At 39.9% G+C, this 19,211-nt stretch carries 21 protein-coding genes; 5 read left to right on the top strand and 16 right to left on the bottom strand.

Going from position 1 to position 19,211, the window contains the following annotated elements:
* Positions 1-44 precede the first annotated feature (44 nt).
* The 4 genes from rplT to thrS all read right to left on the bottom strand — a co-directional run bounded on the left by rplT (position 45) and on the right by thrS (position 3,226).
* Positions 45-389: a 50S ribosomal protein L20 gene (rplT, locus tag B4G94_RS17905; RefSeq protein WP_046674462.1), complete on the bottom strand. Its 345-nt coding sequence runs from the start codon at positions 387-389 to the stop codon at positions 45-47.
* 99 nt (positions 390-488) lie between these two features.
* Entirely contained in the window at positions 489-689 is a 201-nt protein-coding gene (gene rpmI, locus B4G94_RS17900) for a 50S ribosomal protein L35 (RefSeq protein ID WP_002993964.1), read from the bottom strand.
* A gap of 39 nt (positions 690-728) precedes the next feature.
* Positions 729-1,289, bottom strand: coding sequence for a translation initiation factor IF-3 (gene infC, locus B4G94_RS17895; protein ID WP_077435368.1), 561 nt, complete (start codon positions 1,287-1,289; stop codon positions 729-731).
* Between the two features lie 11 nt (positions 1,290-1,300).
* Positions 1,301-3,226: a threonine--tRNA ligase gene (thrS, locus tag B4G94_RS17890; RefSeq protein ID WP_286860610.1), complete on the bottom strand. Its 1,926-nt coding sequence runs from the start codon at positions 3,224-3,226 to the stop codon at positions 1,301-1,303.
* A gap of 343 nt (positions 3,227-3,569) precedes the next feature.
* Here thrS and B4G94_RS17885 point away from each other — a divergent pair, with 343 nt between their 5' ends.
* Entirely contained in the window at positions 3,570-4,193 is a 624-nt protein-coding gene (locus B4G94_RS17885) for a 7-carboxy-7-deazaguanine synthase QueE (RefSeq protein ID WP_108632265.1), read from the top strand.
* A gap of 102 nt (positions 4,194-4,295) precedes the next feature.
* Here the strand turns inward: B4G94_RS17885 and B4G94_RS17880 are convergent, their stop codons facing one another.
* The 3 genes from B4G94_RS17880 to B4G94_RS17870 form a co-directional block, all read right to left on the bottom strand.
* Positions 4,296-5,543 carry a hypothetical protein gene (locus B4G94_RS17880; RefSeq protein ID WP_286860607.1) on the bottom strand — a complete coding sequence of 416 codons (1,248 nt, stop codon included), beginning with the start codon at positions 5,541-5,543 and terminating at the stop codon, positions 4,296-4,298.
* Between the two features lie 143 nt (positions 5,544-5,686).
* Positions 5,687-6,757, bottom strand: a complete 1,071-nt coding sequence (locus B4G94_RS17875; RefSeq protein ID WP_286860604.1) for a Gfo/Idh/MocA family protein — start codon at positions 6,755-6,757, stop codon at positions 5,687-5,689.
* A 28-nt stretch (positions 6,758-6,785) separates the two neighbouring features.
* Positions 6,786-7,376 (bottom strand): phosphatase PAP2 family protein, encoded by a 591-nt coding sequence (locus tag B4G94_RS17870; protein WP_165306324.1) that lies wholly within the window; start codon positions 7,374-7,376, stop codon positions 6,786-6,788.
* A gap of 468 nt (positions 7,377-7,844) precedes the next feature.
* Here B4G94_RS17870 and hisG point away from each other — a divergent pair, with 468 nt between their 5' ends.
* Together hisG and hisD are read left to right on the top strand one after the other, a co-directional pair.
* Positions 7,845-8,696, top strand: coding sequence for an ATP phosphoribosyltransferase (hisG, locus tag B4G94_RS17865; protein ID WP_165306323.1), 852 nt, complete (start codon positions 7,845-7,847; stop codon positions 8,694-8,696).
* Positions 8,697-8,717: 21 nt separating this feature from the next.
* Positions 8,718-10,010 (top strand): histidinol dehydrogenase, encoded by a 1,293-nt coding sequence (gene hisD, locus B4G94_RS17860; protein WP_286860601.1) that lies wholly within the window; start codon positions 8,718-8,720, stop codon positions 10,008-10,010.
* 92 nt (positions 10,011-10,102) lie between these two features.
* Here the strand turns inward: hisD and B4G94_RS17855 are convergent, their stop codons facing one another.
* Genes B4G94_RS17855 through B4G94_RS17845 form a run of 3 tightly spaced genes read right to left on the bottom strand, consistent with a single transcriptional unit; the run spans position 10,103 to position 12,980 of the window.
* Positions 10,103-11,017, bottom strand: a complete 915-nt coding sequence (locus B4G94_RS17855) for a YARHG domain-containing protein (protein WP_108632271.1) — start codon at positions 11,015-11,017, stop codon at positions 10,103-10,105.
* Positions 11,018-11,059: 42 nt separating this feature from the next.
* On the bottom strand, positions 11,060-11,728 hold the full coding sequence (locus B4G94_RS17850) for a DUF2306 domain-containing protein (protein ID WP_286860597.1): 669 nt from the start codon (positions 11,726-11,728) through the stop codon (positions 11,060-11,062).
* 7 nt (positions 11,729-11,735) lie between these two features.
* On the bottom strand, positions 11,736-12,980 hold the full coding sequence (locus B4G94_RS17845) for an ABC transporter permease (RefSeq protein ID WP_172394580.1): 1,245 nt from the start codon (positions 12,978-12,980) through the stop codon (positions 11,736-11,738).
* A gap of 184 nt (positions 12,981-13,164) precedes the next feature.
* On the opposite strand from B4G94_RS17845, the gene queA reads away from it, so the two are divergent.
* A complete protein-coding gene (gene queA / locus B4G94_RS17840; RefSeq protein WP_108632273.1) occupies positions 13,165-14,214 on the top strand; it encodes a tRNA preQ1(34) S-adenosylmethionine ribosyltransferase-isomerase QueA in 1,050 nt (349 codons plus the stop codon).
* Positions 14,215-14,300: 86 nt separating this feature from the next.
* Positions 14,301-14,987, top strand: coding sequence for a 2-C-methyl-D-erythritol 4-phosphate cytidylyltransferase (locus B4G94_RS17835; protein ID WP_286860594.1), 687 nt, complete (start codon positions 14,301-14,303; stop codon positions 14,985-14,987).
* An 8-nt stretch (positions 14,988-14,995) separates the two neighbouring features.
* On the opposite strand, the gene B4G94_RS17830 is transcribed toward B4G94_RS17835, so the two are convergent.
* The 6 genes from B4G94_RS17830 to B4G94_RS17805 form a co-directional block, all read right to left on the bottom strand.
* A complete protein-coding gene (locus B4G94_RS17830; protein ID WP_104382583.1) occupies positions 14,996-15,151 on the bottom strand; it encodes a lmo0937 family membrane protein in 156 nt (51 codons plus the stop codon).
* A gap of 71 nt (positions 15,152-15,222) precedes the next feature.
* Positions 15,223-15,999: an MBL fold metallo-hydrolase gene (locus B4G94_RS17825; protein ID WP_108632275.1), complete on the bottom strand. Its 777-nt coding sequence runs from the start codon at positions 15,997-15,999 to the stop codon at positions 15,223-15,225.
* Positions 15,996-16,268: a hypothetical protein gene (locus tag B4G94_RS17820; RefSeq protein WP_104382585.1), complete on the bottom strand. Its 273-nt coding sequence runs from the start codon at positions 16,266-16,268 to the stop codon at positions 15,996-15,998. Before B4G94_RS17820 ends, B4G94_RS17825 begins: the two co-directional genes overlap by 4 nt.
* Before the next feature lie 155 nt (positions 16,269-16,423).
* Entirely contained in the window at positions 16,424-17,551 is a 1,128-nt protein-coding gene (locus B4G94_RS17815; protein ID WP_286860590.1) for a glycosyltransferase, read from the bottom strand.
* Between the two features lie 5 nt (positions 17,552-17,556).
* Positions 17,557-18,507 (bottom strand): glycosyltransferase family 2 protein, encoded by a 951-nt coding sequence (locus B4G94_RS17810; RefSeq protein WP_108632277.1) that lies wholly within the window; start codon positions 18,505-18,507, stop codon positions 17,557-17,559.
* Positions 18,508-18,606: 99 nt separating this feature from the next.
* Entirely contained in the window at positions 18,607-19,209 is a 603-nt protein-coding gene (locus tag B4G94_RS17805) for a DUF4199 domain-containing protein (protein WP_108632278.1), read from the bottom strand.
* Positions 19,210-19,211: the final 2 nt, after the last annotated feature.

Here is a 19,211-nt window from a genome sequence, read left to right as displayed (position 1 = left end):
GGCTCCTTTAATATCTCTAACAAATTGACAGCGGATTAAAAACTCTATTTTACTGCGTCTACAACTGCTTTGAAAGCTTCTGGGTTATTTAAAGCTAAATCAGCTAAAACCTTACGGTTCAAACCAATGTTTTTAGCGTTTAATTTACCGATCAATTGGGAATAAGAAATTCCGTGTTGACGAGCTCCAGCGTTGATACGTTGAATCCATAAAGCTCTAAACTCGCGTTTTTTGGTTTTACGATCGCGGTAAGCGTATTGTAAACCTTTTTCTACTGTATTTTTAGCAATAGTATAAACTTTGCTACGTGATCCAAAGTAACCTTTTGCAAGGCCTAGGATTTTTTTGCGTCTTCTTCTAGAAGCTACTGCGTTAACCGAACGTGGCATATTTTTAAAATTAGTTTGGTAGAAGGTGTCATGTATTTCAATGAACTTACAACCTTATACCCGGTTAAAAAATTATTATTAAATAAAATCGAATAAAACTTATTTACCGATAGCAAGCATACGTTTAACGTTGCCCATATCGCCATCAGATACATAACTTGTTTGTGTTAAGTTACGTTTACGTTTTGTGCTCTTTTTTGTCAAGATGTGGCTTTTGAAAGCGTTTTTTCTTGCAATTTTACCTGTTCCAGTCAATTTGAAACGTTTCTTTGCGCTGGAATTGGTTTTAACTTTTGGCATAATACTTATAAATTTTATATCAATCTGTTAGAATTCTTATTATTTTTTAGGAGCCTTTGGAGCTACTGTTAAAAACATACGTTTCCCTTCTAATTTTGGTAAAAGTTCTACTTTACCGTAATCTTCCAGTGCCTGAGCGAAGCGTAACAACAAGATCTCACCTTGATCTTTGTGTACGATAGCACGACCTTTGAAGTGTACGTACGCACGTACTTTTTCACCACTTTCAAGAAACTTAATCGCATGTTTCAATTTGAAATCAAAATCATGTTCACCAGAGTTAGGTCCGAAACGAATTTCTTTGATAACAGTCTGTTTTGCATTAGCTTTGATTTCCTTTTGTTTCTTCTTCTGTTCGTAAACAAACTTACTGTAGTCGATAATCTTACAAACCGGCGGTACAGCATTTGGCGAAATCTCCACTAAATCAAGTTCCAACTCATCAGCCAACTCTAACGCTTTGCGTGTAGGGTAAACTCCTTGTTCCACATTATCTCCTACCAAACGTACTTCAGGTACCTTGATTAACTCATTAATGCGGTGATCTGGTTCTTTCTTTCTCATTGGTGGTCTTGGACCACCGGGTCTTTTTAATGCCAAATGTTTAAAAATTAAACGGTTATTTCCTTAATTAATATATCTCTAAATTCGTCAGCAGTCATAGTTCCTAATTCTACTGAGCCATGTTTACGTACAGAAACTGTGCCATTTTCCACCTCTTTTTCCCCTACAATTAACATATAAGGAAGCTTTTTCACCTCGGCGTCTCTGATTTTTCTGCCCACCTTCTCGTCACGTAAGTCTATCAGTCCGCGAATATCGGAATTATTTAGCGAATTCAAAACATTTTGCGCATATTCTTCGTATTTTTCTGACACTGGCAAGACGATAAATTGCTCAGGCGCAAGCCATAACGGAAATTGTCCCGCACAGTGTTCGATCAATACGGCTACAAAACGTTCCAACGATCCAAATGGCGCACGGTGAATCATTACTGGGCGATGTTTCATGTTATCACTGCCAGTATACTCTAATTCAAAACGTTCAGGTAAGTTATAGTCCACCTGAATAGTACCTAACTGCCATTTACGTCCCAGGGCATCCTTCACCATGAAGTCCAATTTCGGACCATAGAAAGCCGCTTCACCATATTCCACGACAGTTGGCAGACCTTTTTCTTCAGCAGCCTCAATAATCGCAGATTCGGCTAAAGCCCAGTTCTCATCAGTACCGATATATTTAGTACGGTTTTCAGGATCACGCAACGACACCTGTGCAGTATAGTCATTAAACCCTAAAGCACCAAATACATACAGAACCAGATCGATTACCTTTTTAAACTCATCTTTTACCTGATCCGGTCGGCAGAATAAGTGTGCATCATCTTGCGTAAACCCACGTACCCGTGTTAACCCATGTAACTCTCCGGATTGCTCATAACGATACACGGTACCAAATTCGGCAAAACGAACCGGCAAATCTTTATACGAACGCGGCTTTACCTTATAGATCTCACAGTGATGCGGGCAGTTCATCGGTTTCAACAAAAACTCTTCACCTTCAATAGGTGTTTTGATCGGTTGAAAGGAATCCGCACCGTATTTTTCATAGTGACCAGAAGTCACATACAATTGTTTGTGTCCAATATGTGGCGTTACGACTGGCTCATACCCCGATTTCAACTGTGCCTTTTGCAAGAAATCAATTAGTTTTTGACGCAGTGCAGCTCCTTTTGGCAACCATAAAGGCAATCCAGCACCCACCTTTTCAGAAAATGCAAAAAGCTCCAGCTCCTTACCTAATTTGCGGTGGTCGCGTTTCTTTGCTTCTTCAATGAACTTTAAATATTCGGTAAGCTCCGATGCTTTCGGAAAAGTTACACCATAAATACGTGTTAACTGTTTCCGGGATTCATCACCCCGCCAATATGCACCGGCAACATTAGTCAGTTTTATGGCCTTGATAAATCCAGTATTTGGAATATGTGGTCCACGACATAAATCAGTAAACTCACCTTGGGTATAAAAAGTAATCTTTCCATCTTCCAGATCCTTGATCAGATCCAGCTTATACTCATCCCCTTTTTCGGTAAAATAGGCTAAAGCATCCGATTTAGAAACGGCTTTACGTTCAAAGATTTCTTTGCGTTTGGCGAGTTCTAACATTTTGTCCTCGATAGCCTTAAAGTCATCCGAAGAAAATTCGCGATCACCAAAATCAACATCGTAGTAAAAACCTGTTTCGATTGCCGGTCCAATACCGAATTTAATTCCCGGATACAATGTTTCCAGTGCCTCAGCGAGCAAGTGAGCCGAAGAATGCCAAAAAGTAGATTTTCCTTTTGTGTCATTCCAGGTCAACAACTTCACGCTAGCATCTTCTTCAATAGCACGGGCAGAATCCCATACTTCACCGTTCACCTCAGCAGCAAGAACATTTCTCGCTAACCCTTCAGAAATTGACAAAGCAATTTCCGCTGCAGTGATTCCTTTTTGATATTCTCTAACGGAACCATCAGGTAGTGTAATTTTAATCATTTACAACTATGATCTTTATATTGTTAAAAAATAGAAAACACAAAACAACATGTACAATTATGTTATTACACTTATGTTTTCAATAAATAAATTGTGAAACAAATTTAGCAAAATTTCTGGTAATAAACAGTTTTTTTATGATCTCTTGTCCCTTTTTAAGCAATCCTTCGTCTGGTAACACCTAACTGAGAAAAGAAAACAAAAAGCGGCGCTTCCACAAAAAACACCAAAATTACCGCTCAATTTTCAACCCCATAAAAATGACATGAATTCCACTGAAAACAACAGTTTAAATTGAGCGTATCATTAATATTTACTACCTTTGCAGACTCAAATTTTAACTATGTCGAATCAAGTACCAGAAGACGGAACACGATTACCTTTGATGGAAGAGTTCTACACCATCCAAGGGGAAGGTTTCCACACCGGGACTGCTGCTTATTTCATCAGATTGGGTGGCTGTGATGTGGGCTGCCATTGGTGCGATGTAAAAGAAAGCTGGGATGCATCTATCCATCCGCTTACAGCGGCAGATTCAATTATTGAAAATGCCAAGAAATATCCCGCTAAAACAGTTGTTATTACAGGTGGAGAGCCATTGATCTATAATTTGGATTACCTCACTAAGGGACTACATGCTGCTGGAATAAAAACTTTTATCGAAACATCCGGCGCATATCCTCTAAGTGGAGAATGGGATTGGATCTGCCTGTCTCCAAAAAAATTCAAAGCACCAAGAAAAGACGTTCTTGATGCAGCCGGAGAGCTCAAAGTGATCGTTTTCAATAAAAGCGACTTTGCCTGGGGAGAAGAATATGCACAATTGGTCGGTCCGAATTGCAAATTATACCTTCAGCCGGAATGGTCCAAATCCAAAGAAATGACCCCGTCCATTATTGACTACGTCAAAGAAAATCCGAAATGGGACATCTCCCTACAGACACACAAATTTCTGAATATTCCTTAAACAGAATATAAAAATAGTGATTACAAAAAAAAGCATTCAATCATCGACATTGAATGCTTTTTTTGTCATAACTGACAGCTGTTTATCTCAATAAACTCTAAATTATTTCACATATTCTTTTATAAATTCCTCAAATTCAAGCGTTCTTGTCTCCTCTCCTTCCTTATCCCGTACCAGAACTTTACCGGCACTGTCTACATCCAAAAATAACAGGTTAGGCTGAACAATAATTTTTCCATGCTCATCCAATAATCCTATTTTTCCTTCTTCTGAAAACATCAAATAATTACCCAAAAACTTGCTTATGTTTTCTTTTTTATCCAGTAAAACCTTCCCTTCTTGTGTAACGAGTCCAAAATTTCCATCTTTCTGAAAAATAGCCAATCTTTCCGTTGCTGGAGTGAGCCAGTCAAACCCGGTTTTGTTCACTTTATTCCCCTTTTTATCCAGTAGCCAGAAGTAATTATCCTTATCTGAAACGATGGCAGTCTGATCATTAAAATAAGCCAAGGAAAAAAGTGAACAGGATAGCACTTCCTGTCCCGTTGTGCTCTTTATCCCATAATATTCATCATTCGTTTCCTTATCTTTCACCATGACCCATTTAAGCGATCTATCCAAAGGAAAAGTATCTTCAAATAAACTCACATCGTCGCCACCCTCCACAGGACCATCACCTGAAATATCAACAACTTTAATATCCTGAGGCAATCGGAAATCTTTTGTACCGGACACGTTAGCCACTTTAGTTGTCTCGAAACCCAAATCAGCATTTGCACCTAACGACAATTTTAGCACAGCGCCCGGAAGATCATTGACAAACGAAAAAGCGGTCATATAATAGGTAGGTACCGCTTCCGAATACCAAACGGTGGCTTCAGCCGAATCTGCCTGATTTTTGATAAATAATTTTGCTTTTTTACAGGTCACTCCAGCTACATTTTCAATCTCACCTAGATCTTGCATCCATACATAGGGACCTTCAGATTCTTTCAATCTATTGCTCACAATTTTATAGGATGGGTGATAAGATTCCGCCGTGACAATATCGTCCCCTGCCGAAAAAGAATATGTTTTTGCCAATTTTCTATTCAAAATAGCATGCTCCTTTTGATTAATCACAGCAGAAGAATAATCGGCATCGGCTAAGATCTCAACATTCTTATAAGCCATCTTTCCTTTTAGAAAAGGCTCATAAAACTCTTTCGCAAATTCAGGAATCTCATTTTCAAATTTTTCAGGAGAAATCTCCCCTTTAAACACCAACTCCATCTGCCATTGCTTATCCTGTCCATGTACTATAGGAATGGACAAGCCGAACAACAACGCTACTTTGAATAAATTCTGCATAAGACTGATAAATATGTAGCTAAATAACAAAAGATAGACCAAAAAGCCTATCCTTCCTTCATATTTTTTATTTATTTGTTTTTTATTCCGCTATTTTTTGCAAAAGGGGTAAAAAAAAGAAATACACCTAAATGAAATGAAAACTATAATAATACCGTTTGCCGGGTTTTCACAGCCTCATCGCAAGCGAGCGCGATGCGTAAACTATTGATGGCGTCTTCCATGGAAGAAGACAGGTCAAGATCCGCTAAAATCGCCTGCTGAAAGAAGCGTTGCTCCCTGTTACACAATTCCTGATGATCTGGTTCATCAGACAAGTTTATCCATTCATCTCCTTTGATAAATTCATTGCGTTGATCTAAATCAGCATAATGCACCCTTAAACTTTCTGTTTGCGTATGCGCTGCGACCGAATCCGATTTGCCTTCGTCACTAGCTTTGTCTGCTACAATGGACACCGATCCCCGGGGGCCGAAAACGTCTTTTACAAAAAATGCATTTTGGCTCACCATAGGGCCCCATCCGGCTTCATACCAACCGACAGACCCGTCCTCAAAATGCAACTGGAGCTGACCATAATTATAGTTCCACGCCGGAATATCGTCAGTGAGTCGGGCACCTATCGCCGAAACACGTACCGGCTTAACACCCGCCATCTGACACATCACATCAATGTAGTGAACACCACAGTCAACAATTGGACTCAGACTTGACATCAGATTGCGATGAACATTCCACATGTAACCATGGCTTTGTTGATTGAGGTTCATCCGCATGACCAAAGGTTTTCCCATAGTCTTTGCGACCTCGATAAACTTAATCCACGAAGGGTGGTAACGCAGAATATATCCTACCACCAGTTTTTTACCATATTTTATGGCAGCATTCACGACTTCTTCGGCTGAGCTTACATCCTCCGCCAAGGGCTTCTCAATGAAAACATGAGCGCCTGATTCGAAAGCCTTAATCGCGTAGTCCTTATGGGTATCCGGATAGGTCGCAATACAGACAGCATCAGGTTTTGTTTGTTCCAATGCGGACTCGTAGGATTCAAACAAAGGGTATTCGGAACCTAATTCCGCATTAAGTTTATTTTTGCTATCACCTCTAGCAACCAGACCAACGATCTCAAATCCTTCTAGATCATGATAAGCCTTGGCATGAGAAGCACCCATATTACCACAGCCCACCACCAATATTCTAATAACTTGCATCAATTATTCGTTTAAACAAATTTCTATTTTATTTTCTTAATCCATCCAATGCAAAAGCAGAGCCTGCTCCTAACACTGCACCAGCCAGTACATCTGTAGGATAATGCACACCCAAATACATTCTGGAATAGCCAACACTAGAAGCCCAGAGTAATGAAGGAGCAACAACATACCATTTTGAATAGGCACGGGATAATGCGGAAGCTGTCGCAAATGCTGATGAGGTGTGCCCGGAAGGGAAAGAATAGCCGCTGGCTGTGCGAACGGATATAAAGTTTGGATATTTTTTAAATGGCCGGCTCCGTTTGATCAAATGTTTTATTCCCACATTAACTAATGCCGTTACAGCGGTACTACTCGCTACGTAAAGTGCATTTTGACGCATTGCTTTGTCATTATTAACAGCGCCTGCAACTAATAGGCCTACGGGTACAGCCACCTGCACATAGTTATTGATATCAGAAAGCACCTTAAAAGTTTGTGTCTGGGGCTCGGTTCTTGTTTCGGCAATAGACTCCAAAATACGGATATCTAATGTAGAAGCTGGCCTCTCCTGAGCCAGCGTAAAACCAGACAGACAGGTCATCCAGCTTACTAAAATAAATGCTATTCTTTTCATCTATACAGATTCTTTATTATACTTTACTTCATTTAACACAGTAAAACTATGCATGGCACTATAACTATTGAAGTCATCATATCGCTGATGCTTGCGGTTCCTTACCCAGCTCGGCCTATAGGCAATGGAAACTTAAAAAGACTTCATTTGTTAAAAATAAGGAATTTTCTAAGAGTTGTCAGTCTATGTTTCAAACTTTATAGAAAACAGGCAGAAATTTTAGCGATTTAAACCGCCACAGCCTGGATCCTTAAACTTTTTAAAATGATATTTTTGTATTTCCCATTAATTTACTATACATTTGCTATCAGTTATTAATACAAACATGGTCTATACCTACGTACATCATTTTCATTTGCATCATCGCCATTGTGGCGATATGTTAATTTAATGTGTTCTTACGTAGAATACCTTCCCTCTTGTTTGATTTCTTATTATTAATAATTTACTGCTAACATTTATAAAGCGTTGAAAAATCTTAAAATTGCTATCCAAAAATCGGGTAGGTTAAACGAAAAATCTGTTCAATTACTGAAAAACTGTGGTTTAGATTTCGAAAACTACAAAAGCTCCTTAATTACTACTGTGGGCAACTTCCCCCTGGAAATATTATTTCTCAGAGATGATGATATTCCGGGATATGTCGAACAAGGAATAGCTGATCTTGGTATTGTAGGTGAAAATATCATCGATGAAACCGAATCAAAAGTAGAATATATTAAACGCCTTGGCTTCGGAAAATGCACCTTAAAACTAGCGATACCGAAAGATAGTTCCATTCAGGACATCAAAGACCTTAACGGCAAAGCAATCGCGACCTCTTACCCTAATATTCTTAAAAATTTTCTTGACGATTACAAAATCAACGCAGATATACGATTGATATCCGGATCTGTTGAAATTTCACCCGGTCTGGGGCTTAGCGACGCAATATGTGATATTGTTTCCACAGGTGGAACATTGAAAAGCAATGGCTTAAAACCTTTTGCAGATGTCAAAAATTCGGAAGCAATTTTGGTTGGACGAAAAGGGCTCGAAGGAAACGCAATCCTGGCCGAATTAGTTCAACGCATCGAATCAGTTCTGCTTGCCAAGGAGACCAAATATGTGGTTTTGAATGTAGAGAAGAAAAACCTACCCGCAATCACTTCACTATTACATGGTGTAAAAAGTCCAACTGTAGTTCCATTGGCTGAAGAAGGCTGGGTAGCCGTACACACAGTTATTACGGAGGACGATTTTTGGGATAAAATCAACAAATTAAAAGCTGAGGGTGCACAGGGTATCGTTGTGATGCCAATCGAAAAAATCATTCTTTAAACTTGACCGATTCTGACGACCATGTTAAAAAAATATGATTACCAATCTTTAAAAGAAGAGGAACGACGACAGCTGGTTGCCCGGAATACAGACCCGAACAACGCAATTCAGGATGTCGTCCAGGATATTATTCAACAGGTACGCATACAAGGTGACACTATACTTCGTGAGTATGCCGAAAAATTTGATAAAGTACAGCTTGACAAACTCTTTTTGGATGCGGATGACATAGATGAGCTAGCGGCAACCATACAGCGCGACCAACAGCGCGCTTTGGAAATCGCATTCCAGAATATCCACCGATTCCATAGCACGCAGCTTAAAAGAGAACGCACGGTCGAGACAATGCCGGGCGTAAAATGCTGGCGGGAAATACGTCCGATTGAAAAAGTAGGCCTGTATATCCCCGGAGGTTCTGCAGTATTGCCGAGCACATTATTGATGCTGGGTATCCCGGCTCGCATCGCGGGATGTAAGGAAATCGTAGTTTGTTCACCGCCACAATCCAATGGAAAGATTAATGGATTTGTCGCTTATTGTTTGAAATTACTCAATATTAAGCGGATCTACCTTGTTGGTGGCGCACAGGCGGTGGCAGCCATGGCGTTCGGTACGCAATCTATTCCGAAAGTCGACAAAATCTTTGGCCCTGGCAATCAGTTTGTCACCAAGGCAAAGTCAATCATACAAGGATTAACGAATGTTAGTATAGATATGCCTGCCGGCCCATCTGAGGTACTTGTCATCGCTGACGAATCCGCCAACCCCGCATTCGTAGCGGCGGACCTCCTCGCACAGGCAGAGCACGGAGCAGACAGTCAGGCCGTATTAGTTGCGACTTCCACGGCTATAGTAGATGCCGTTAATACGCAACTCGTGACACAATTAACGGTTTTGCCACGCAAGGAACTTGCCTCAAGAGCAATTGAAAACTCCTATGCTGTCACGGTTGGCAACCTCCAGGAGGCCATTCAGTTTTCAAATGAATACGCTCCGGAGCACCTTATCCTTGAAACGGATCAATGGGAATCCCTGACACGTCATATCAGTAATGCAGGCTCGGTCTTCCTAGGACACCTTACCCCAGAAAGTGCCGGTGACTACGCATCAGGCACGAACCATACATTGCCGACATCCGGGTACGCGCGGTCCTATTCCGGTGTTTCCGTGGATTCTTTTGTAAAAAAAATAACATTTCAGCATATCAATGAGACCGGACTTCAACAAATCGGATCTACGGTCGAAATACTTGCCGAGCTCGAAGGACTACAAGCACATAAAAATGCTGTTTCCATCCGCACCGAACAGGTATAATTTTGTGGAATTGAAAAAATAAAAAAAAGCGGCCGCACCTTGTACGACCGCTTTTTTACGCTTCTGAATCAGACATAAAATCCATAGGAAAATTACCTTCCGAACGTATCATAATTATCGGTCGCATACTTCTCAAATCTCGTGAGAAGAGCAATATTATCTTTTTCCAACGGACTCAGTTCCGCACTTACATCTTTCGAAACCGGCACGTACCAATCTACCGGATCAAAGAACTGACGAATAGAAGGTTTAGTAAATGCATAACCATGCCGTGCAAAAATCGTATTTCGGATAATCTCCAGATCTAATTTTTTTAAGTTTTTCAAGTCTTTCTCTGCCAATTTTTGTTTAGAGGCATTTATACTGAATACTGCTGGGGATGCAGACCGATAATATTCCATCACATAGGTATAAGTCGAATCACCGTCTTGATCTGTCGCTTCTTTCTTTTTCGAATTGATCCAATCGACCAAAGTTCCATATTCCTCATCTTGATTATTTAACATCAAATTGGGATTATAGGCAAACTGTTTCTTTAATAATTTGAAATTTCTTTTTTTAATTTTTACGCTCTGGTCATAGGCAACCCAGTTACCGATCAATGTATCATCCCTCAGTTTTATTTCAAAACGACCATCTGATTTTTTATCCCCAGGTTCATCTAACAGTAGCTGCATGGCATTCCCCTCGCCCTCAAGTTTCCCCGTCAGCGAACGTAGGTTCCCTTTGACCACATTCTGACCAAAAACATTCCCTTTATCGGTAATTTTTTTTATGGTCAGGTTTATTTTTGGATTATAATCCGTCGTTGGAAGGCCCTCTCCATCTTCAAGTAAATTTTCATCGATCACAAAATCGCCCACCCAATTGCCATAAAGCTCCTGATGCGCTTCACGCTCGAGAACAACGGAATCTTTTGCTTTAGGCTCAAGGGCCTTTTTATTTGTTCTATCCTTACAACCGATCAGGGCAGAAAGCGCTAACAATAAATAAATATTCCTTTTCATTTTATTATAATTTGTTTTATTAAATAAATGAGTTCATACCATTTATAAGTCGGGCAGACCATAATGGTTTTGTAAATTATGATTTTTTCGATAAATAATAAACTCTACAAGTAATAAATTAGGAACCCAGCCCAACCAGGCGATAATCTGATAAAGATCCATCGGATTGGGATGAAAGAGATAGACCAAAATCACCTTCCAAAAGCGTAATGTAAGTGCTGAACAGGTCAGGGCAAAGCTCCGCAGCATAAAATCACGGTGAAGATTAATTTTTCTGTGAACTGCCAGACGCACTGCCTGCCATGTAAAATAGAACCATCCCAGTGCGAGCAGCTCAAATGAAATGATTGCAAATACCCCGCCGTTGGCGACAGAGCCAATCAAAGCACCAGAAGGTGCTGCAAATGCCAAAATACTGACGACATACATGTAGCCGATCGTCCGGTGTAGTCGGGGGCGTTTCTTCAGTAAACCTAAATTAAATTGGGTAAAACCAGCGGGCAAAGCAAGGATTGCGGTGCAGACATGGGTATAAAAGGCATACTTATACCACCAAAGCTCCTCAATTTCAGTTTGTTTGATCATGAGAAAATTTGCATCTAATGCAAAACTGTGGTAGCGCCAAGTAATTTCCGCCATCAGCGTACAGCTGTAAGCAAAAATCAAAAGCCAAAATCCATTCAATATCGAAATTTGGACTTTTTTTTCCATGACAAGTTTATTTACTACGAATTGCTTCGACAGGATCCAAACGCGAGGCCATTAAAGCCGGAACTATCCCTGATATTAGGCCAATAAAGGTCGAAAGAGAAACCGTAAGAATAACCATCTTTAAGCTGACAACAATGGCCACGCCAGTAGCCAATTGAACGATAAAAGCCAGAAAATAAACAACGACAAGACCTATCCCGCCCCCTAGTAAACAAAGCACGATAGACTCAATGAGAAACTGCGATAAGATGAAGAAGTTTTTAGCGCCTAATGCTTTTTGGATTCCAATAATATGTGTTCGTTCCTTGACGCTGACAAACATGATATTCGCGATACCAAAACCACCAACTAAAATAGAAAAAATACCAATGGAAAAACCAGCAAGATTGATGATACCAAAAAGCTGATCCAAAGCGCCCGTAATCATCGTTGTCTGGTTAATGGAAAAGTTTTCTTCACGTTGCGGGGCAATGCGACGGATCGAACGCATCAATGTTTTTGCTTCACTTTCCGCCTCCCCCAAGGTATAATTCGACTTGATCACCATGGCTATACTCGGCGAGAAATTATCATAATTGACGAGATTGCGGGCCAATTCAAAAGGAATAAAAGCCGTATCATCAGGCGATGTATTGATCAATACACCGTTACCTTCTTTTTTTAACACGCCGATAACCTGAATCTTTCTGCCCAACATACTGATATACTTCCCTACGGGCTCCTCATTTGGAAAAAGACCCTCTGCGATGTTGGCTCCTAATACTGTTACAAGAGCGCCACTTCTGGATTCACTTTCGGCAAAGTATCGACCGTCAACAATATTTAAGTTTTGGATATATAGATTTTCATAGGTAGCTGCATTTACGGAAGAGCCTTGGGCCGAATTGTTCTTATATTTAATCGTCGTATTGCCGATATTGATCATATACGCCATATACTCGGCCGTGGTCATACGACTTCTTAAATCCTGGTAATTATTATAGGTAGGTTCGGGCCTATTCAAATATTTCCACCAAGGATAATTGGGGCCGCCATCCCAGGGCCATTTTTCGATATAAAGCGTCTTACTGCCGATCTTCTTGACAGATTCCTCAATATTATTTCGTAGGGTATCTACCGCTGAAAACACACCTATAATGGTAAAAATACCGATGGTCACGCCCAGCAAGGAAAGCAAGGTACGTGTACGATTGTCCTTTAATGCCGAAAACGCAAACTGACAACTTTCCAATATTAATCGAAGGAATAACATAATTGCATTCTAAAATACAATATAGTTTTGATTTAATGTCAAAATCAATAAAAATATATGTATAAATTAGAAATAAGGCCTTTTGATACCCAAAAAAGTTATAACTTTGTATGCTTTTTGCAACCTAGTATTTAGTGCACTGTAATGCACTGAAAGGCAGACATTAATATATATATCATTAAAGATGAAGTTATCTCAATTTAAATTCAACTTACCAGAATCACTACTTGCTTCTGAACCTTCTGAAAATCGTGACGAATCGCGTTTGATGGTCTTACATCGGGATACTGGTAAAATTGAACACAAAATTTTCAAAGATGTATTGGACTATTTTGACGATAAAGACGTCATGATATTAAACAATACAAAAGTTTTTCCAGCGCGCTTATATGGTAATAAAGAAAAAACTGGAGCTACGATTGAAGTTTTCTTGTTACGCGAATTGAACAACGAGCTTCGTCTTTGGGATGTATTGGTTGATCCCGCACGTAAAATCCGTGTTGGCAACAAATTGTATTTTGGTGATGATGACCTATTGGTCGCCGAGGTTGTTGACAATACGACTTCACGTGGACGTACAATCAGATTCCTATTCGAGGGTACCGACGAAGAATTCCGTCGCAACATTGAGATTTTGGGTGAAACGCCACTTCCTAAATATATCAAACGTAAAGCAACTCCAGAGGACAAATTCCGTTACCAAACTATTTATGCCAAAAATGAAGGCGCTGTTGCAGCACCTACAGCCGGCCTTCACTTCTCCCGTGAATTAATGAAGCGTTTGGAACTTAAAGGTGTGGATTTTGCCGAAGTTACATTACATGTGGGTCTTGGCACCTTCCGTACTGTCGAAGTGGAAGATTTGACTAAACATAAAATGGATTCGGAGCAATTCATTATTACAGATGAAGCTGCAAAAGTAGTGAACAAGGCAATTGACAATAAACGTCGCGTATGTGCTGTTGGAACCACATCCATGCGTGCGATTGAATCCTCTGTGTCCGCAGATCATCACTTAAAGGCTGCTTCAGATTGGACAAGTAAGTTCATCTACCCTCCTTATGATTTCAGCATTGCAAATTCAATGATTACCAATTTCCATACACCGGAATCTACGTTATTGGTAATGATCGCAGCATTCGCGGGATATGAGAATGTAATGAATGCCTATGAGGTTGCTGTAAAAGAAAAATACAGATTCTACAGCTACGGGGATGCGATGTTGATCATCTAAACAGAATAGATTAAAAAATAGCTTGAAACGTGGGTAGCTTGTAAACTATCCACGTTTTTTTAAATAAAAACACGCCATATCTGTCTATGAACTTTGTCATTATCGTTGCCGCCGGAACCGGGAGTCGTATGAACAGCGACTTACCGAAACAGTTTCTTGATTTAAACGGTGTACCGGTGATTATGCATACCATCGATCATTTTCATCAGTCATCAGCGATTTCGGAGATTATCTTGGTCATCAGCAAAGAAATGGAGCAATTCTGGACAGATTTATGTCTAAAACAGCATTATCGCACGCCAGTTCATTTGGCTTTTGGCGGTGATACTCGTTTCGCAAGTGTAAAAAATGGCCTTGAGTATATCCAGAAAAATTTTGAATTAGGAACAAATGATTATATTGCCGTCCATGACGGTGCCCGTCCCATTGTCTCTAGTTCTTTAATTGCTCAGGCATTCCAGGGGGCATACGAACATCAAGCCATTGTCCTAGCGCAAAAGAGTATTGAATCGGTCCGGACCGGCAACAGTACATCAAATAATGCCGTCGATCGAAATCAGGTTTGGTTGGTACAGACTCCTCAGGTATTCCATGCTGACTTGCTAACACGAGCCTACTGCCAAAAAGAGGATCCTCTGTTTACAGATGATGCCTCAGTGGTCGAAAAACTGGGCAATCGCATTGCTATTGTTGAAGGCGATGCTAAAAATATTAAAATCACCTATCCACAAGATCTACAAATTGCCCAGTTTTATTTGAACCTGATTAAATAGTGAATTGATTATGCGTTACCCCGAATGACGCGCAACAGCACGACAATAATTGCAATGACCAAAAGGATGTGGATAATGTTGTTTCCGGCTGCATAACCTCCAAAAAAACTGATCGCCCAGATGATCACTAAAATAACGGCGATGATGTACAATAAGTTTCCCATTTCTTTTATAATTTAATACCTTATTCTGTTTTATATAGGTATAACAACAAGAAATGCACTAAAGTTTTATATTAAATGGATTCGTCAAGATTGATCTGCAATCGATCGTAAGCGAGGTAAATATTGGGCGGTAGTTCTTCCGACACCTCCGCATGTAAACCCATTCGATGCCCAATATGTGTAAAATAGGTCTTATCAGCATTAATATCCTCTGCAAATGTTATTGCCTCCTGCAGGGTTAGATGGGAAATATGGGATTCTTTTTGCAGTGCATTGACGACCAAAATTTTTACACCTTTCAGTAACTTCCTGGATTCTTCGGAGATAAATTTCGCATCGGTAATGTAGGCAAAATCATCTATCCTAAATCCAAGCACAGGCATTTTATAATGCAATACCTCGAGCGGCATAATCTCTTTTCCAAATAGAAATAATGGTTCCCCTGCTTTTATTTCTTCTAAATCCAATCGCGGAGCTCCGGGATATTTAATTTCAGTAAAGGCGTAGTAAAATTCACGTTTTAGGGCTTCATGAAGTGCTGCTGTCCCATAAATAGCAATGGAAGAATGCTGCTGATAATTAAACGCCCGTACATCATCCAGCCCGGCTATATGATCTTTGTGCGGATGTGTCATCAATACGGCATCCAGATGCAGTACTTTTTCACGCAACATCTGATAGCGAAAATCAGGACCGGTATCGACCACAAGCGTATGATCATTATATTCAATAAGTATAGAAGAACGTAATCGCTTATCATGTTTGTCCTGAGATTGACAGACCTGACATTGGCACGCAATAACGGGTACCCCTTGTGATGTTCCGGTTCCTAAAAATGTTATTCTCAAACTATTGTCTTTGATTTCAATACCTCTTCATAAATCGGGAAAAGTTTTTCAGAAATAACCTCTGAATCAATTTCCACTTCCAATAAAATATTCCATAAGGACTGGATTTTTATCTCCAGATTGGAAAACTTATTCACGACTACAACCTTTGTTGCCTGCAACATGCAGGCCCCGGTGCGGAATGAACCTTTTTCATACCTTACTTTAAAGCCCTGTTCTTTAAAAAACTCCTCTATCTTTGTTAAACTACTCTGTGTAAACGGCAACAAAATCTCTCCTTCTTTTTAGTTTTTTTCTCAGTATTCCAAACTTAGATAAATTTGCCTTTATATACAAATAAATTCACTTACACACATTTTTCAGGTGTTTAAAATGCGATTTCAAAAACAGCAATAGCACGGGATATTTTCGTTATTTCCGGGTATCAATCGACTAGTTTAAGAAGCTCATTTCCAAAGGTGTCCCAGCTATATTTTTTCTTTTCGTCTAGAATGTTTGTGCGGAATTGAGCTTCCTTATCGTGACGATAGAAAGATACGATTCCATTAACGATACTGCCCACATTGGGTTCAACGACATAACCTACGCTGCCGTCTTGTACCAGTTCGGGCAAACCGCCTACATTGCTCACGATCATGGGTAAATCAAAGTGATAAGCAACCTGCGTAATTCCACTTTGTGTTGCAGTTCGATAAGGCAACACAACACAATCAGCAGCCGAGAAATACCGGCCAACCTCCTGATTGGGAATAAAATCAGTATGCATGTAAATCACATCCTCCAAATTATATTTTTGGATAAGTGCCATATAAGGTGTTGGGTCTCCGTAAAACTCCCCGGCCAATAGTAATTTGATATTTAGTTCCCGAACCCGGGCGTCCGCTAAGGCTTCCAGTAATAGATCCAGGCCCTTATATTGTCGAATAAACCCAAAAAATAGAATAACACGATCCTCCTGTTGAATATTGAGCAACTTGCGGGACTCAGCTTTACTCATGTGAAGACCATAATTATCATATAAAGGATGAGGTGTATAAACAGCTGGCATCTGTGGACTAAACATCTTTAAGTCAGCGAGTACACTTTTGCTCATGGTGACACAGGCATCCACAGATTTCAAAAAATAGCAGATCAGAAATTTATCTCCAAAACGCTGTTCATGCGGAATAATGTTATCCGCAATACAGACGATCTTGGTGTATTTATTTTTTCGCACCTGTCGTTGAATTGTACCTAAGCAGGGACCAAAAAACGGCATCCAAAAACGGACGATAAGTAGATCATATCGAGCCTGCCGGAGTTCCCTTCCTATCCTAAACCAGTTCAAAGGGTTGATCGAATTAACTTTCGTTTTAATATTCAGATCGGGTGGCGCCGGTTCATCGGAGAATTGGGATTTGCCCGGAAACAGAAAGTTGGGATATTGTAAAGTGAATGAGTAAATATCCACCTCATGCCCCAATTCTTGAAAGTGGGATGCCAGTCGTTCGTTAAAAGAAGCGATCCCTCCTCCCCTTAAAGGGTATGCGGACCCCAGAATCACAATGCGCATAGGAATTAAATGACTTTTTCGATTTGATACTCATTCCGGTCCGAACTACTTCTCGAAACCAGCTCGGCCAAAAATCCTGTCAAAAACAATTGGGTACCTAAAATGATCGCCGTCAGCGCAAAGAAAAATAATGGCTGATCGGTTATATCCCTAAAGGGTGTACCACTAGCTATACTCATCAATTTGTGGCAGATCAAATAGATTGAAATAAATAAACCTGCGAGGAAACTTATAACCCCCATAACGCCAAAAAAATGCATCGGCCGTTTGGCAAATTTTCCGACAAAGAATATCGACAGCAAGTCTAAAAAACCTTTAACAAAGCGTCCCGGTCCAAATTTTGTTGTACCGTATTTACGTGGATAATGTTGAACAATTTGTTCCTGAATATTCGTAAATCCTGCCCATTTTGCAATAACGGGAATATAGCGGTGCATTTCGCCGTAAACTTCGATATTCTTAACTACTTCTTTCTTATAAGCTTTGAGACCGCAGTTGAAATCATGTAGATTATGAATACCTGACATTGATCTGGTCACCCCATTGAATAGTTTGGTCGGAATTGTCTTTGTCAATGGATCATACCGCTTTTGTTTCCAACCCGAGACCAGATCGGCTCCCTTATTCATAATTCGGTCGTATAACTCCGGAATTTCATCGGGGCTATCCTGCAAGTCCGCATCCATGGTGATGACCACATCGCCCTGGGCTGCTGCAAATCCAACATTTAAAGCAGCGGATTTACCATAGTTACGTCTGAATTTAATGGCTGAAATATTGCCATTTTGTACTTTCAATTCTTCAATGATCTTCCAGGAATTATCCTTGCTCCCATCATCGACCAAAATAATTTCGTAAGAGAAGTGATTAGCCGTCATAACCCGGTCAATCCAGGCCGTCAATTCGGGCAAAGATTCTTCTTCATTAAATAATGGAACAACAACAGAAATATCCATGTGAATGTTAATCATGCTAAAAATGTACTATTTTAATACAAACAAAGGTATTACTTTTCTCAGCAATACCTTATGCACTATATTTTATTTTATAAAAATCTACTTGACAGGCTGAGCGAATACTGGTTTTTCTTTTTTTGAAAGCGCAGACAATAGCAATGCAAATACAAATTGAAACAACAATGTAATGGCCAAGCCTTTAAAGATCTGACCCAAGGTTATCTTTCCAATGGCTTCGACTTGTTTTTCCAGCTCGGCTACCCTTGAATCAATCACGTTATCTGGAATATTATTCTTTTCCATATACTCAATGGTCAGATTAATGGTATGCGTTAACACTTTTTCCTGCAATTCTGTATTAACAAAATTAACATATATCTGTGTTCCAATGGTTGAAATAATAGTCGAAATAGCCAGCATCAAAAATATCGTTTTCAATGCTATTGAAAAGCTCCAGTAACCGCCGTTTGCTTTTCTTAAAGCGAAAGCAAACACCGCAGAGATAATCGCAAAGACACCTGTATTGACAACAAACTCCAGAGCCATAACTGACCAAAAGGAATCTAGCCTCGGCACAATATTCATAATGCCCAAGCCTAAAACAAAAGAAATCACGCCCAGAACGACGCCGTAGATAATACTCTTTTTCTTGTCAATTACCGCATCAAATCCGGCATTGCTGGGGTTAATTGAATCTGTCATAA

The organism is Sphingobacterium sp. UBA7625 (assembly GCF_002484085.1).
GTDB classification, from domain to species: domain Bacteria; phylum Bacteroidota; class Bacteroidia; order Sphingobacteriales; family Sphingobacteriaceae; genus Sphingobacterium; species Sphingobacterium athyrii.
The sequence above is the reverse complement of the archived record's forward strand: the minus strand, read 5'-3'. Positions and strand labels throughout refer to the sequence as shown.

Coding starts and splice junctions, on each gene's coding strand:
- B4G94_RS17805 (WP_108632278.1), bottom strand. CDS start 19,209: ATGACAGATTCAATTAACCCCAGCAATGCCGGATTTGATGCGGTAATT.
- B4G94_RS17880 (WP_286860607.1), bottom strand. CDS start 5,543: ATGCAGAATTTATTCAAAGTAGCGTTGTTGTTCGGCTTGTCCATTCCT.
- B4G94_RS17855 (WP_108632271.1), bottom strand. CDS start 11,017: ATGAAAAGGAATATTTATTTATTGTTAGCGCTTTCTGCCCTGATCGGT.
- B4G94_RS17815 (WP_286860590.1), bottom strand. CDS start 17,551: ATGCGCATTGTGATTCTGGGGTCCGCATACCCTTTAAGGGGAGGAGGG.
- B4G94_RS17875 (WP_286860604.1), bottom strand. CDS start 6,757: ATGCAAGTTATTAGAATATTGGTGGTGGGCTGTGGTAATATGGGTGCT.
- hisD (WP_286860601.1), top strand. CDS start 8,718: ATGTTAAAAAAATATGATTACCAATCTTTAAAAGAAGAGGAACGACGA.
- B4G94_RS17835 (WP_286860594.1), top strand. CDS start 14,301: ATGAACTTTGTCATTATCGTTGCCGCCGGAACCGGGAGTCGTATGAAC.
- rplT (WP_046674462.1), bottom strand. CDS start 389: ATGCCACGTTCGGTTAACGCAGTAGCTTCTAGAAGAAGACGCAAAAAA.
- B4G94_RS17830 (WP_104382583.1), bottom strand. CDS start 15,151: ATGGGAAACTTATTGTACATCATCGCCGTTATTTTAGTGATCATCTGG.
- rpmI (WP_002993964.1), bottom strand. CDS start 689: ATGCCAAAAGTTAAAACCAATTCCAGCGCAAAGAAACGTTTCAAATTG.
- B4G94_RS17885 (WP_108632265.1), top strand. CDS start 3,570: ATGTCGAATCAAGTACCAGAAGACGGAACACGATTACCTTTGATGGAA.
- B4G94_RS17870 (WP_165306324.1), bottom strand. CDS start 7,376: ATGAAAAGAATAGCATTTATTTTAGTAAGCTGGATGACCTGTCTGTCT.
- queA (WP_108632273.1), top strand. CDS start 13,165: ATGAAGTTATCTCAATTTAAATTCAACTTACCAGAATCACTACTTGCT.
- thrS (WP_286860610.1), bottom strand. CDS start 3,226: ATGATTAAAATTACACTACCTGATGGTTCCGTTAGAGAATATCAAAAA.
- B4G94_RS17850 (WP_286860597.1), bottom strand. CDS start 11,728: ATGGAAAAAAAAGTCCAAATTTCGATATTGAATGGATTTTGGCTTTTG.
- B4G94_RS17810 (WP_108632277.1), bottom strand. CDS start 18,507: ATGGATATTTCTGTTGTTGTTCCATTATTTAATGAAGAAGAATCTTTG.
- B4G94_RS17845 (WP_172394580.1), bottom strand. CDS start 12,980: ATGTTATTCCTTCGATTAATATTGGAAAGTTGTCAGTTTGCGTTTTCG.